The organism is Kitasatospora sp. NPDC096140, assembly GCF_040303045.1.
Lineage (GTDB): Bacteria > Actinomycetota > Actinomycetes > Streptomycetales > Streptomycetaceae > Kitasatospora.
Genome location: NZ_JBEOUW010000014.1, coordinates 11,567 through 24,752, shown reverse-complemented (window position 1 = coordinate 24,752; position 13,186 = coordinate 11,567). Strand labels below are relative to the sequence as shown.

The window sequence follows — 13,186 nt, the reverse complement described above, 5'->3', positions numbered from 1 at the left end:
CGTTTCGCGCCTATTGTGGGGTCGGTAACCGGTCAACCCCCGTGCTCCGGCCGCCAGCGAGGCCCGTTTTCCCTAACCCTCAGTCATCACCGCAGGTGCCCTTGGGCATCGGCGCCTTCTGCTGGAGAAACCGACGTTGAGCGCGACCGGATGGATCAGAGAGCGGTTCACCGGGCCGACCCCGGGACCCGCCCCGGGCGCGACCGGCACCTGGCCGAGGACGGCGCTGGCACTGCCGTTCATCGGGATGGGGCTGATCGTCGTCCTCGACTACCTCAGTGGCACCGGGGTGACGGTCGAACCGGCCCTCACCGCCGTGCCCGCGCTGGCCGCCGTGGTCAGCCGGCGCACCTGGTACCCGCTCGTCATCGGGCTGTGCACCGAGGCGGCGGCCTTCCTGATGGCCTTCCGCAGCGACACGCTCGGCTCGTCCGTGCACGCCGCCAGCGTGATCGCCGTCCTGCTCGTCGCGACCATCGGCTGGGTCAGCGCGACCCTGCGGCTGCGCCAGGAACGGGCGCTGGCCGACGCCCAGCTGGTCGCCTCGATCGCCCGCCGGGTCCTGCTGCGGCCCGTCCCCGAGCGGGTCGGCACCGTCCGGGCCGCCGTCCACTACGAGGCCGCCGCCGCGCACGCCCGCATCGGGGGCGACCTCTACGAGGTGGTCAACACCCGGCACGGGGTCCGGGCCGTGGTGGGCGACGTCCGGGGCAAGGGCCTCGGCGCGGTCGAGACGGCCGCCGCCGTGCTCGGCGCCTTCCGCGAGGCCGCCCACCAGGAGCCCGCGCTGGACCGGGTGGCCGGCTGGCTGGCCGTCAGCCTCGACCGCGCCCTGCACGAGAACGACCACCCGGGCGTGGAGGAGGAGTTCGTCACCCTGGTGCTGATCGGCGTCGGCCCGGACGGCGCGGCGGAGATCGTCAACTGCGGCCACCCCGCGCCGCTGCTGCTGCGCGCGGGGGAGGTGCGCCCGCTCGAACTCGCCGAGACCGTACCGCCGCTGGGTGTCCTGGACCCGGCCGACGTGCGCCCGCCGGTCCACCGGGTGCCGTTGCTGGGCGAGGACCGCGTGCTGCTGTTCACCGACGGGGTGATCGAGGCCCGCGACCGCGCGGGCGCCTTCTACCCGCTCGCCGAGCGGTTCCCGCGCTGCGCCGACGGCCGCCCCGCCGACGTCCTGCAGCGCCTGCACGAGGACGTGGTGCGGCACGTCGGACGCCAGCTCGGCGACGACGCGGCCATGCTGCTCCTGCAGTACGACCCGTCGCCGACGGCGGGCGTCCACGTGCCGCAGCAGGCCGGGGTCCTGGCGCGCCACCAGCCGGCCGTCGGAGGCCAGGCCCCGGCCTGAGGGTCGGAGCCTAGAGCGAGACCTCGACCAGCAGCGGCCGGTGGTCCGACACCGCGGCGCGCGGGGCCGCGGCCGGGCCCACCGCCGTGCGCGGCACGCCGATCGCCAGCACGTGGTCGAACTGCACCGCCGGCCGGTGCGAGGGGTACGTCGGCGTGCGCGCCAGGTCGTACCAGCCCTGCAGCCGGGCCCGCGGCTCGCGCACCCGCCGCCGGCGCGGCTCGGTCAGCAGGGGCCGGGTGCGCCGGGCCGCCCGCAGTTCCCGGACCCGGGCCCTGGGTGCGGTGCGGTCCAGCGCCGCCGCCCCGCCGAGCACCGTGCGCGGCACCGCGCCCACCAGGTTGAAGTCGCCCAGTACCAGGTACGGCTGCGGCAGGTCGGCGATCCACCGCCGGATGCCCGCCAGCTGCGCCATGTTCCAGCCCGGTACGAAGGACAGGTGCGCCGCCACCACGGTGAACGGCCCGCGTTCGCCCTCCAGCACCGCCGCCAGCGCGGCCCGGGGCTCGTCCGGTACGGGGGTCAGCCCGCGCCGCCCGGCCACCCGCAGCGGCAGTCCGAACGGCGCCGGGGCGAAGCGCCTGGCCCGCCAGTGCCGCACCGGCAGCCGGGTCAGCAGCGCCGTCCCGTAGGAGGGCGGGGCGGCCTCGTCCACCTCGGCCGGCCCGTACACGCGCAGGCCGTTCGGCGCGGACGGGTCGGGCACCCAGCCGGCCACCGGCGCCGGCCGGCCGTGCAGCGCGGCGGCGAAGCGCCAGTCCTTCGCGCCCATGGCCGCGGCCGCGACCGCCGCCTGGTCGGTGCCGCCGGAGCGCGCCTGGTGCCGGTCCACCTCCTGCAGCGCCAGCACGTCGGCGTCCAGCGCGGCCACCGCCTCGGCCAAGGGCTGCCCGGCGTCGGCCGGGTAGGGCTGCGGCGCGCCGTCCCGGGCGAGCGGCTGACCGTGCAACAGGTTGAAGGTGGCGATGCGCAACTGGCTCACACCGCACGACGGTACCCGCTCGCCGGGGGAGGGGGGTGCCGCTTGAGGCGGTGGGGCATACCGGGTATACATACTCGGTATGTCCATCCGTCACGGTCTGCTTGCCCTGCTCGACCAGGGCCCGCGCTACGGCTACCAGCTGCGCACCGAGTTCGAGGCGCGCACCGGCGCCACCTGGCCGCTCAACGTCGGGCAGGTCTACACCACGCTGTCCCGGCTGGAACGCGACGGCCTGGTCGAGGCCGCGGGGGAGGACGGCGAGGGCCACCAGTTCTACGCCGCCACCGACGCCGGCCGCGCCGAGCTGCGGGCCTGGTTCGACACCCCGGTGCCCCGGACCAACCCGCCGCGCGACGAGCTGGCGATCAAGCTCGCCATGGCCGTCACCGTCCCGGGGGTGGACGTCTCCTCCGTCGTCCAGGGCCAGCGCCGGCACAGCATCAAGGCGCTCCAGGACTACACCCGGCTCAAGGGCCGCGCCCTGGCCGGCGAGTCGCGCCCCGGTGTGGTGCCCTCCGCGAGCAACGACCTCGCCTGGCTGCTCGTCCTCGACCAGCTGATCTTCCAGACCGAGGCCGAGATCCGCTGGCTCGACCACTGCGAGACCCGTCTCGCCCAGCAGGCCGAACTCCTGCAGACCCGCAACGCCGAGGCCGCCCGCGACGGCGGCGCCGCACCCGCCGAACGCGGCCGCCGCCTGCGCACCTGAGGCCTCCGCACCCGAACCACCGGCCCGGGCCCCGGCCCCGGGCCCACACCCAGCACAAGGGGGGAATCGTGTCCCACACCCAAGAGTCCCGGCAGACGCCGGTGTTGCACCTGGAGAACGTCACCCGCGTCCACGGCCACGGCGCGGCCGAGGTCCAGGCCCTGCGGGGCGTCGACCTCAAGGTCCACCCCGGCGAGTTCGTCGCCGTCATGGGCCCCTCCGGCTCCGGCAAGTCGACCCTGCTCACCCTGGCCGGCGGCCTCGACACCCCGAGCACCGGCCGGGTCCTGGTCGAGGGCGTCGTCCTCGGCGACCTCAACCGCAAGAAGCTCGCCCAGGTCCGCCGCCGCTCCGTCGGCTACGTCTTCCAGGACTACAACCTGATCCCGGCGCTCACCGCCGCCGAGAACATCTCGCTGCCGCGCGAACTCGACGGCCTGTCCGCCCGCGCCGCCCGCCGCGAGGCCCTGGTCGCCCTGGAGGAGCTGGGCATCCCCGAGCTCGCCGACCGCTTCCCCGACGACATGTCCGGCGGCCAGCAGCAGCGCGTCGCCATCGCCCGCGCCCTGATCGGCGACCGCCGCCTGGTCCTCGCCGACGAACCCACCGGCGCCCTCGACTCCACCACCGGCGAGGCCGTCCTCGCCGTGCTGCGCGCCCGCTGCGACGCCGGCGCCGCCGCCATGATGGTCACCCATGAGGCCCGGCACGCCGCCTGGGCCGACCGCGTGGTCTTCCTGCGCGACGGCCGCATGGTCGACGAGTCCGCCAGCCAGGACGCCGCCAGCCTGCTCGTCAGCGCCGCCACCAACAGCCTGAAGGTGGACGAGTGAAGCTCAGCGCCTGGCGGGTCGCCCTGCGCATCGCCCGCCGCGACGCCCTGCGCGCCAGGGGACGCAGCGCCCTCGTCATCGCGATGGTGGCGCTGCCCGTCCTCGGCGTCAGCGGCGCCGACGTGTTCTACCGCAGCGCCGAACTCACGCCCGCCGAACACGCCGTACGGGTCATGGGCCAGGCCGGCGGCGAGCTGGAGATGGTCGAGCGCGGCTCCTCCGTGAAGCAGGCGCCCGACCCGGAGCAGGGGTTCAGCGTCCAGAACCCCAAGGACACCGTGAAGAACGGTGCCGCGCTCACCTACACCCCCGCCCAGCAGCGCGCCCTGGACACCGAACCGGCCGCACTGGCAGCGCAGTTGCTCCCGGCCGGCGCCACCCTCGTGCCGGAGCGCCAGGGCCCGTACACCGCGGCGAGCAGCGCCGAGGGGCTGCTCAGCACCCGCGTCAACGAGGCCGACCTGAGCGACCCGGTCTGGCAGGGCCGGACGAACCTGGTCAAGGGCCGCGCCCCCGCGGACGAGCACGAGGCCGCCGTCACCCCGGAGTTCCTCAAGCGCGCCGGCCTCAAGCTCGGCGACCGCACCGCCGTCCGCGGACTGGAGTCGAGCCCCTTCACCATCACCGGGGTCTACGAGTACCCCGGCGAACTGAGCGCCACGGAGCTCTTCGCCCGCCCCGGAGCGCTGATCGACCGGCTGGCCAAGAACGCCGGCACCGGTCGCGGCAAGACCGACGGCACCGACGAGCCGACCCGCTGGCTGGTCAAGCTCCCGGCCGGCACCGTCCTCGACTGGCCCAAGGTCACCGAACTCAACCAGTACGGCTTCAGCGTCACCTCCCGCGCCGTCCTGCTCGACCCGCCGGCCCGCGCCGACGTCCCGTACTACGTCGAGCAGGACGCGAAGGGCGGCGACGGCACCCGGTACTTCGACCGGACCTCCGTCGTCATCCTCGCCACCGTCGTCGGCATGGCCCTGCTGGAGATCGTCCTCCTCGCGGGCCCCGCCTTCGCCGTCGGGGCCCGGCGCTCCCGGCGGCAGCTCGGCCTGCTCGCCGCCGCCGGTGGTGACCGTGCCAACGTCCGCGCCGTCGTCCTCGGCGGCGGCATCGTCCTCGGCGTCACCGGCGCCGTGGTCGGTCTCGTCCTCGGCGTCGGCCTGGTCGCCCTGCTGCGCACCCAGGCCGAGGAGTACGCCGGCCAGCGCTTCGGCCACTTCGCGATCCAGCCGGTCGACCTGCTCGGCGTCCTCCTGGTCGGCCTGGTCACCGGGCTGCTCGCCGCCATCGTCCCCGCCGTCCAGGCCTCCCGCCAGGACGTCGTGTCCGCGTTGACCGGCCGCGACTCGCTCAAGCCGCCGAACCGCAAGCTCGCCGCGCTCGGCCTGCTGATGCTCGCCGGCGGCGCCGCCCTCGCCCTGCTCGGGGCCACCAGCGGCGTCGGCAGCCGGAGCCTCGCCGTCCTCGGCGGTTCGGCCGTCGCCGAACTCGGCATGGTCGCCCTCACGCCCGCCCTGGTCAGCCTGTTCGGGCGGCTCGGCCGCTGGCTCTCGCTCGGCCCCCGGCTCGCCCTGCGCGACTCGGTGCGCCACCGCGGCCGCACCGCACCCGCCGTCGCCGCCGTCATGGCCGCGGTGGCCGGCTCCGTCGCGGTCGGCGTCTACACCACGAGCTCCGACGAGCAGTACCGGCGCGAGTACGTCGCCCACGGCCCCGCCGGGTCCGTCCTGCTCGGCAACGGCTGGCTGGCCGGCGCGGACGGCAAGCTGCTGCCGCAGATGCGCGAGGCCGTCGAGCGCAGCATCCCCGGCCTCGGCCCGCGCGCCGACGTCCAGCGCGTCAGCTACAAGACCGCCTGCACCGACAGCGGCCCGTGCGGCTACATCAGCGTGGAGATGCCCAAGGAGGACCGCTGCCCCGCCTTCGCGCCGGACAAGGAGCTGGGCGCCGGCGAACTCGACCGGATCCTGGCGGGCGACAAGCGCTGCCAGGTCAACACCCGCCGCGGCAACCCGTTCGGCGCGTTGAACGCGGGTGACGCGACCCTGCTGCGCAACCTCTACGGCGTCACCGACGAGGCCGCCGGCCAGGCCCTCGCCGCGGGCAAGGCCGTGGTCTTCGACCCCCGCTACATCAAGGACGGCAAGGTCGCCGTGCAGTACAGCGAGCCGGTCGACTACACGGCGAGCGGCAATGCCGACCACAAGCCCGCGTACACCGAGATCGCCGTCGACGCCGTCCTCGCGGACTCCGCGGTGTCCGCCCCCGGGCAGGCGGTGGTCAGCCCGGCCACCGCCGCCAGGCTCGGCTTCGTCACCTCGCCGGCCGGCTCGGTCTGGCTGCCCGACGCGATGCCCTCCGACGGCTCCCAGCAGCGGGCCGACGGCGCGCTCGCCAAGATCAGCGACCACGACGTCCTGAGCATCGAGCGCGGCTACCAGTCCGAGGCCGGCCTGGTCAGCCTCGGTCTGACCGCCTTCGCCGCGCTGGTCGCCCTCGGTGCGGCCGGGATCGCCACCGGGCTGGCCGCCGCCGACTCCCAGCGCGACCTGACCACCCTCGCGGCGGTCGGCGCCGAGCCCCGGATCCGGCGCTCGCTGTCCGGCTTCCAGTGCGGCGTGATCGCGGCGATGGGCGCCCTGCTCGGCGTGGTCTGCGGCATCGTGCCCGGCGTGGCACTGCGCAAGGTCGAGGGCGCGGCGAGCACCTACCCCGGCATGAGCCCCGAGGAGATCGCCAACAAGGCGATCGTGGTCTTCCCGTGGCCCACCATCGCCGCCACCGTCGTGGTCCTGCCGCTGCTCGCGGCCGCCCTCGCGGCGGTGCTCACCCGCTCGCGGATCACGATGCTGCGCCGCTCGGGCTGAGACCCCGCGGCCCCGCCACCGCCACCTCCGTCGCGTGCCCGTGCCGCGGCGGGGGTGACGGACGTTCGGGGGTGACGGAGGTTACAGCCCCGGGAGCGGCCGGCACCCGGACGGCCGGGGCGGACACCCGCACGGGCGAACTACAGTCGTCGGTATGACGAGAACCCCGGACAGCGCCGTCCGCTCCTACATCGACCGGCACCAGGCCTCCTTCCTCGCCGACCTCTCCGAGTGGCTGGCCATCCCGTCGGTCTCCGCCGAGCCGGACCGCGCCGAGGACGTGCGGCGCTCGGCCGAGTGGCTGGCCGCCAAGCTGCGTGACACCGGCTTCCCGGTCGCCGAGGTGTGGGAGACCGACGGCCTGCCGGCGGTGTTCGCCGAGTGGCCCTCCGGGGACCCGTCCGCGCCGACCGTCCTGGTCTACGGGCACCACGACGTGCAGCCCGCGGCCAAGGAGGACGGCTGGGACACCGAGCCGTTCACCCCGACCGTGGTCGGCGGCCGGCTGTACGCGCGCGGCGCCGCCGACGACAAGGGCCAGGTGTTCTTCCACACCCTGGGCGTGCGCGCCCACCTGGACGCGACCGGCCGCTCGGCGCCGGCCGTCAACCTCAAGCTGCTGATCGAGGGCGAGGAGGAGTCCGGCTCGCCGAACTTCGCCGACCTGGTCCGCCGCGAGGCCGACCGGCTGGCCGCCGACGTGGTCGTCATCTCCGACACCGGCATGTGGTCCGCGTCCACGCCGACCGTCTGCACCGGCATGCGCGGCCTCGCCGACGCCCAGGTCGACCTGTACGGGCCGGACACCGACATCCACTCCGGCTCCTTCGGCGGCGCCGTCCCCAACCCGGCCCAGGTCGCGGCCGAGCTGGCCGCCGCCCTGCACGACGCCGACCGCCGGGTGGCGATCCCGGGCTTCTACGACGGCGTGATCGAGCTGACGGAGCGCGAGCGCGAGCTGTTCGCCGAGCTGCCCTTCGACGAGGAGGGGTGGCTGGAGGTCGCCAAGTCGCACGGCACCCGCGGCGAGGCCGGCTACTCCACCCTGGAGCGGATCTGGGCCCGCCCGACCGCCGAGGTCAACGGCATCTGGGGCGGCTACACCGGCCCCGGCGGCAAGACCATCGTCCCGGCGTCGGCGCACCTCAAGCTGTCCTTCCGGCTGGTCGCCGGGCAGGAGGTGGAGAAGGTCCGCGAGGCGGTGCGGGCGTGGGTGGCCGAGCAGGTGCCCGCGGGCGTGCGGTACGAGCTGGTCTTCCCGGGCGCGACGCGGCCCTGCCTGACCCCGCTGGACCACCCGGCGCTGCAGTCCACCGTCCGGGCGATGGGGCGGGCGTTCGGGCAGAAGATCCTCTTCACCCGCGAGGGCGGCTCCGGCCCGGCCGCGGACCTGCAGGACGTGCTCGGCGCCCCGGTGCTGTTCCTCGGCATCTCGGTGCCCTCGGACGGCTGGCACTCCGTCAACGAGAAGGTCGAGCTCGACCTGCTGGCCAAGGGCGTGGAGACCGCCGCGTACCTGTGGGGCGACCTGGCCGAGAACTTCCGGCCCGGCTCGTGACCGGGCGGCCGCACACCGAGGCAGTCAGATCACTCATCCGGATGATTCACCACGTGGGGATGGAACGACGTGAGCACCGTGCCTGAGACCGAGCGCCCGATGCACCTGGCACTGGCCCGGGCCGGGGTGGACCGGGCGGCCGAGCACCGGTTCGACGAGCCCTGGCTGGCCGCGGCCTGGAGCCACCCGAACACCCGGGTGCTGCCGATCGCCGGCGGCGAGGCGTTCGTGGTCGACACCGCGAAGGGAACCGAACTGGTCCTGCTGCCCTCCTTCGAGGCGCCGCAGACCGGTGACCGGTACTTCCTCGGGACCGACCAGGACGGCGTGTCGTACTTCGCGCTGGCCGGTGAGAGCCTGCCCGGGCGCCTGGACGGCGACGCCCGCCCGGCCGGGCTGCGCGAGGTCGGCGCGATGCTGTCCGACCGCGACGCCGGGCTGCTGGTGCACGCCGTCGCGCTGGAGCACTGGCACCGGCTGCACAGCTTCTGCTCGCGCTGCGGCCACCCGACCGAGAAGGCCGGCGCCGGGCACGTGCGGCGCTGCACCTCCTGCGCGGCCGAGCACTACCCGCGCACCGACCCGGCGGTGATCATGGTGATCACCGACGAGCAGGACCGCTGCCTGCTCGGCCGGCAGGCGCTGTGGCCGGAGGGCCGCTGGTCGACGCTGGCCGGTTTCGTCGAGCCGGGCGAGTCCATCGAGCAGGCGGTGGCCCGCGAGGTGCACGAGGAGGCGGGCGTACGGGTCGGCGAGGTGCGCTACGTCGCCAGCCAGCCCTGGCCGTTCCCGTCCAGCCTGATGCTCGGCTTCGCGGGCAAGGCGCTGCCGGGCGGCACCGAGATCACCGTGGACGGCGAGGAGCTGGCCGAGGCGCGCTGGTTCTCCCGCGAGGAGCTGCGGGCCGGGATGGAGGCGGGCGAGATCCTGCCGCCGTCCGGCATCTCGATCGCGCGGCACCTGGTGGAGCTCTGGTACGGCGAGCCGCTGCCCTCGGCGGCGCGCTGGTAATTCCGCAACGGGGGCTTCCGCCGGGCGGAGGCCCCCGCAGAAAGGGGGCGTGCGGCCATTGCCATGCGCCCCCTTTTTCCTTTCCAATCCCTTCTCGAATTCCTCACCACCTGCTGTTCGTATCCGGACGGGCCAGTTCTGCTACCGGAACGCGGCTCGACGGCCCCGACGCCGACCCGCACGGACGACATTGCCGGAAACGGCTGAAACCGTGTCACCGCGCTCGCTACATTCACTCGGGTGACAATCCCCCGGGGCACCGCCCAATCGCCCAAATACCAGCGCCTCGCCGCCGACCTCCGCCGTCGGATCGCCGAGGGCGAGTTCACCGCCGACGCCGCCCTGCCGGTCGAGAGCGAACTGGAGCGCCAGTACGGCGTCGCCCGCAACACCGTCCGCCTCGCCGTCGACGTCCTGGTCAACGAGGGCCGTCTGGTCCGGCTCCAGGGCAAGGGCACCTACCTGCGCGAACACCCCGTCCTGGACCACCGCGCCTACGGACCGACCCTGGCCCCCGCGCCGCGCGACTGCCTGGCCGCGCCCTCCGCCGTCTACCTCGGCGAGGCCGCCGAGGCCGGACGCGAACTCGGCACCGACTTCGAGATGATGATCGTCCGGGCCCGGGTCGACATCGCCGAACGGCTGGGGCTGCGCCCCGGCGAGGCCATCGTGGTCCGCCGCCAGCTGCGGCTGCTCGACCGCGAGCCGTACTCCATCGAGGAGAGCCACTACCGGGCCGGCCTCGCCGCCGGCACCCCGCTGATGGAACCCGACCCGGTCGAGGGCGGGGACGAGGCCGTGCTCGCCGCCCTCGGGCGCACCGAGATCGGCGCCGTCGACCACCTCGTCGCCCGGATGCCCGGCCCCGAGGAGGCCCAGTGGTTCCAGGGCGGCCCGGGCGTGCCGCTCATGGTGCAGACCCGCGTCACCTACGACCGGCGCGGGCCGGTGCGGGTCATCGAGACCCGCTACTCCGCCGACCGCAGCCGGCTCGTCTACGGCATCGGCGACCTCGGCGCGCGCACCACCCTGCCCGCGCCCGCCGCGCCCGTCGACCCCGCCCGGGCCGACGCGACGTGACGCGCGCCGACCGGGCGACCGGGCCGGATCAGGCCGCCAGGGCCTTCTTGACCTGCAGCAGGCTCGGGTTGGTCATGACGACCTGCTCGCCGCCGCCCACCGGCTTCACCAGCACCGTCGGCACCGTCTGGTTGCCGTTGTTCACGGACTCGACGAAGGACGCCGACGCCGGGTCCTCCTCGATGTTGATCTCGGTGTAGCCGATGCCTTCACGGTCCAGCTGGCTCTTGAGTCGGTTGCAGTAACCACACCAGGTCGTGCTGTACATCGTCACGGTGCCGGACATCGAGGGGGCTCCTTCGAAAGAGAGGTGCGTACGGTCTCCGGAGGGAACGTCCGCCGGGCGGCGGGCATTCCGGCCCGCCATCGACCGCACTGCGGAGCGATCATCCTGCGATCACACCCGGCCTGTGGACAACCCCGCCCCCGTTGTCCCACCGGGCTGAGAAGATGGAACGCATGCAGGAAGACCTCTTGAGCGGCAGCCCGTACGACGCCTCCCACGGCTCCCCCTGGGCCGACCCCGGCGCCGCCACGGGCCCCGACGCGGTGCTCGCCGGGCTCGACCCGGAGCAGCGCGCCGTCGCCACCGCCCTGCACGGTCCCGTCTGCGTCCTCGCCGGCGCCGGCACGGGCAAGACCCGCGCCATCACCCACCGCATCGCCTACGGCGTGCGCAGCGGCGTCTACCACCCGCAGCAGGTCCTCGCCGTCACCTTCACCGCCCGCGCGGCCGGGGAGATGCGCGGGCGGCTGCGCCAGCTCGGGGCCGACGGCGTCCAGGCCCGCACCTTCCACGCCGCCGCCCTGCGCCAGCTCCAGTACTTCTGGCCGCGCGCCGTCGGCGGCCCCGTGCCCCAGCTGCTGGAGCGCAAGGTGCAGCTCGTCGCCGAGGCCGCCGGCCGCTGCGGCCTGCGCGTCCAGCGCACCGAACTGCGCGACCTCACCGCCGAGATCGAGTGGGCCAAGGTCACCCAGACCGGCCCCGACGACTACCCCGCCGCCGTCGCCAAGTCCGGCCGCGAGGCCCCCCGCGACCCGGCCGAGACCGCCCAGGTCTACCGCGTCTACGAGGAGACCAAGAGCCGCCGCGGCAACATCGACTTCGAGGACGTCCTGCTGCTCACCGCCGCCATCCTGGAGGACCGCCCGGACATCGCCGACCAGGTCCGCTCCCAGTACCGGCACTTCACCGTCGACGAGTACCAGGACGTCTCCCCGCTCCAGCAGCGCCTGCTCGACCAGTGGACCGGCCCCGGCGGCGGCGCCAGCCTCTGCGTCGTCGGCGACGCCAGCCAGACCATCTACTCCTTCACCGGCGCCACCCCCGACTACCTGCTGAACTTCCGCGGCCTCCACCCCGAGGCCACCGTCGTCAAGCTCGTCCGGGACTACCGCTCCACCCCCCAGGTGGTCCACCTCGCCAACGGACTGCTCGCCCAGGCCCGCGGCGAGGCCGCCCGGCACCGCCTCGAACTCGTCTCCCAGCGCGAGGCCGGCCCCGAACCCGTCTACACCGAGTACGAGGACGAGCCCACCGAGGCCGAGACCACCGCGCGCCGGATCAAGGACCTCCTCGCGGCCGGCGTGCGCGCCAGCGAGATCGCCGTCCTCTTCCGCACCAACGGCCAGTCCGAGGTCTACGAGCAGGCCCTCGCCGACCTCGGCGTCCCCTACCAGCTCAAGGGCGCCGAACGGTTCTTCGAGCGCCCCGAGGTCCGTGACGCCGGCGTCCTGCTGCGCGGCGCCGCCCGGGCCGCCTCCGACCCGCTCACCGACGGCGCCCCCGACCTCGCCGGCCAGGTCCGCGCCGTCCTCGCCACCCGCGGCTTCACCCCGGAGCCCCCGGCCGGCTCCGGGGCCGTCCGCGACCGCTGGGAGTCGCTCGCCGCCCTCGTCCGGCTCGCCGAGGAGTTCGAGCGCACCCGTACCGCCGCGGGCCAGGGCACCGACCTCGCCGCCTACGTCGCCGAGCTCGACGCCCGCGCCGCCGCCCAGCACGCGCCCGCCGTCGAGGGCGTCACCCTCGCCTCCCTGCACGCCGCCAAGGGCCTGGAGTGGGACGCCGTCTTCCTCGTCGGCCTCACCGAGGGCACGCTGCCGATCATCTACGCCAAGACCGACGAGCAGGTCGAGGAGGAGCGCCGCCTGCTCTACGTCGGCGTCACCCGCGCCCGCAAGCACCTCACCCTCTCCTGGGCCCTCTCCCGCTCCCCGGGCGGGCGCGCGAGCCGCAAGCCGAGCCGCTTCCTCGACGGGCTGCGCCCCGGCTCCTCCGCACCCGGCGCGCGGACCGGCTCGCGCGGCGGTCGCGGGGGCGTCGAGCCCGGCGAGCGCTCCGCCGCCCGGCGGGTCCGCGGACCGGTCAAGTGCCGGGTCTGCGACAAGGTGCTCACCGAGGCCGTCGAGCGCAAGCTGCGCCGCTGCGAGAGCTGCCCGTCCACGATGGACGAGGGGCTCTACGAGCGGCTGCGCGAGTGGCGCGCCGGGCAGGCCAGGAAGCAGGGCGCCCCGGCGTACGTCGTGTTCACCGACGCGACGCTGATGGCGATCGCCGAGGACGTGCCCGCCAGCCGCGGCGAACTGGCCTCGATCTCCGGGGTCGGAGCCATGAAGCTGGACAAGTACGGGGCTGCCGTGCTCTCGTTGTGTGCGGGGGAGGAGCCCGAGGAGGATCCGGACGGCGTCGAGGACGACGGTTCGGTCGATCCGGCGTGAGCCGGCACGGGCGCGGTCCAGGGGACTGCTCGGGGACTTCGAATCCGGCTGCGGAGCGCGCCGTGGAACTCGCCGCG

10 protein-coding genes are annotated in these 13,186 nt (G+C 74.8%); 8 read left to right on the top strand and 2 right to left on the bottom strand.

The window, feature by feature from the left end:
* Positions 1 to 136 precede the first annotated feature (136 nt).
* Positions 137 to 1,351 (top strand): PP2C family protein-serine/threonine phosphatase, encoded by a 1,215-nt coding sequence (locus tag ABT048_RS16645; RefSeq protein ID WP_350522109.1) that lies wholly within the window; start codon positions 137 to 139, stop codon positions 1,349 to 1,351.
* Positions 1,352 to 1,361: 10 nt separating this feature from the next.
* On the opposite strand, the gene ABT048_RS16640 is transcribed toward ABT048_RS16645, so the two are convergent.
* Complete coding sequence (locus ABT048_RS16640) at positions 1,362 to 2,333, bottom strand: endonuclease/exonuclease/phosphatase family protein (protein WP_350522108.1); 972 nt, start codon at positions 2,331 to 2,333, stop codon at positions 1,362 to 1,364.
* Between the two features lie 79 nt (positions 2,334 to 2,412).
* Here ABT048_RS16640 and ABT048_RS16635 point away from each other — a divergent pair, with 79 nt between their 5' ends.
* The 6 genes from ABT048_RS16635 (at position 2,413) to ABT048_RS16610 (ending at position 10,391) form a co-directional block, all read left to right on the top strand.
* Complete coding sequence (locus ABT048_RS16635) at positions 2,413 to 3,042, top strand: PadR family transcriptional regulator (protein ID WP_350522107.1); 630 nt, start codon at positions 2,413 to 2,415, stop codon at positions 3,040 to 3,042.
* Between the two features lie 65 nt (positions 3,043 to 3,107).
* On the top strand, positions 3,108 to 3,875 hold the full coding sequence (locus tag ABT048_RS16630; RefSeq protein ID WP_396544744.1) for an ABC transporter ATP-binding protein: 768 nt from the start codon (positions 3,108 to 3,110) through the stop codon (positions 3,873 to 3,875).
* Entirely contained in the window at positions 3,872 to 6,742 is a 2,871-nt protein-coding gene (locus tag ABT048_RS16625; protein ID WP_350522105.1) for an FtsX-like permease family protein, read from the top strand. Before ABT048_RS16630 ends, ABT048_RS16625 begins: the two co-directional genes overlap by 4 nt.
* Positions 6,743 to 6,896: 154 nt before the next feature.
* A complete protein-coding gene (locus ABT048_RS16620; protein ID WP_350522104.1) occupies positions 6,897 to 8,300 on the top strand; it encodes a dipeptidase in 1,404 nt (467 codons plus the stop codon).
* 99 nt (positions 8,301 to 8,399) lie between these two features.
* Positions 8,400 to 9,311, top strand: coding sequence for an NAD(+) diphosphatase (gene nudC, locus ABT048_RS16615; protein WP_350522248.1), 912 nt, complete (start codon positions 8,400 to 8,402; stop codon positions 9,309 to 9,311).
* A gap of 240 nt (positions 9,312 to 9,551) precedes the next feature.
* Positions 9,552 to 10,391, top strand: coding sequence for a GntR family transcriptional regulator (locus ABT048_RS16610; RefSeq protein WP_350522103.1), 840 nt, complete (start codon positions 9,552 to 9,554; stop codon positions 10,389 to 10,391).
* A 28-nt stretch (positions 10,392 to 10,419) separates the two neighbouring features.
* Here the strand turns inward: ABT048_RS16610 and ABT048_RS16605 are convergent, their stop codons facing one another.
* Positions 10,420 to 10,677 carry a mycoredoxin gene (locus ABT048_RS16605; RefSeq protein ID WP_350522102.1) on the bottom strand — a complete coding sequence of 86 codons (258 nt, stop codon included), beginning with the start codon at positions 10,675 to 10,677 and terminating at the stop codon, positions 10,420 to 10,422.
* Between the two features lie 164 nt (positions 10,678 to 10,841).
* Here ABT048_RS16605 and ABT048_RS16600 point away from each other — a divergent pair, with 164 nt between their 5' ends.
* Positions 10,842 to 13,109 (top strand): ATP-dependent DNA helicase UvrD2, encoded by a 2,268-nt coding sequence (locus ABT048_RS16600; RefSeq protein ID WP_502894018.1) that lies wholly within the window; start codon positions 10,842 to 10,844, stop codon positions 13,107 to 13,109.
* The last annotated feature ends 77 nt before the right edge of the window (positions 13,110 to 13,186 follow it).

Excerpts from the sequence above, each read along its gene's own strand:
- ABT048_RS16635 (WP_350522107.1), top strand. The coding sequence starts at position 2,413 with ATGTCCATCCGTCACGGTCTGCTTGCCCTGCTCGACCAGGGCCCGCGC.
- ABT048_RS16620 (WP_350522104.1), top strand. The coding sequence starts at position 6,897 with ATGACGAGAACCCCGGACAGCGCCGTCCGCTCCTACATCGACCGGCAC.
- nudC (WP_350522248.1), top strand. The coding sequence starts at position 8,400 with ATGCACCTGGCACTGGCCCGGGCCGGGGTGGACCGGGCGGCCGAGCAC.
- ABT048_RS16605 (WP_350522102.1), bottom strand. The coding sequence starts at position 10,677 with ATGTCCGGCACCGTGACGATGTACAGCACGACCTGGTGTGGTTACTGC.
- ABT048_RS16600 (WP_502894018.1), top strand. The coding sequence starts at position 10,842 with ATGGAACGCATGCAGGAAGACCTCTTGAGCGGCAGCCCGTACGACGCC.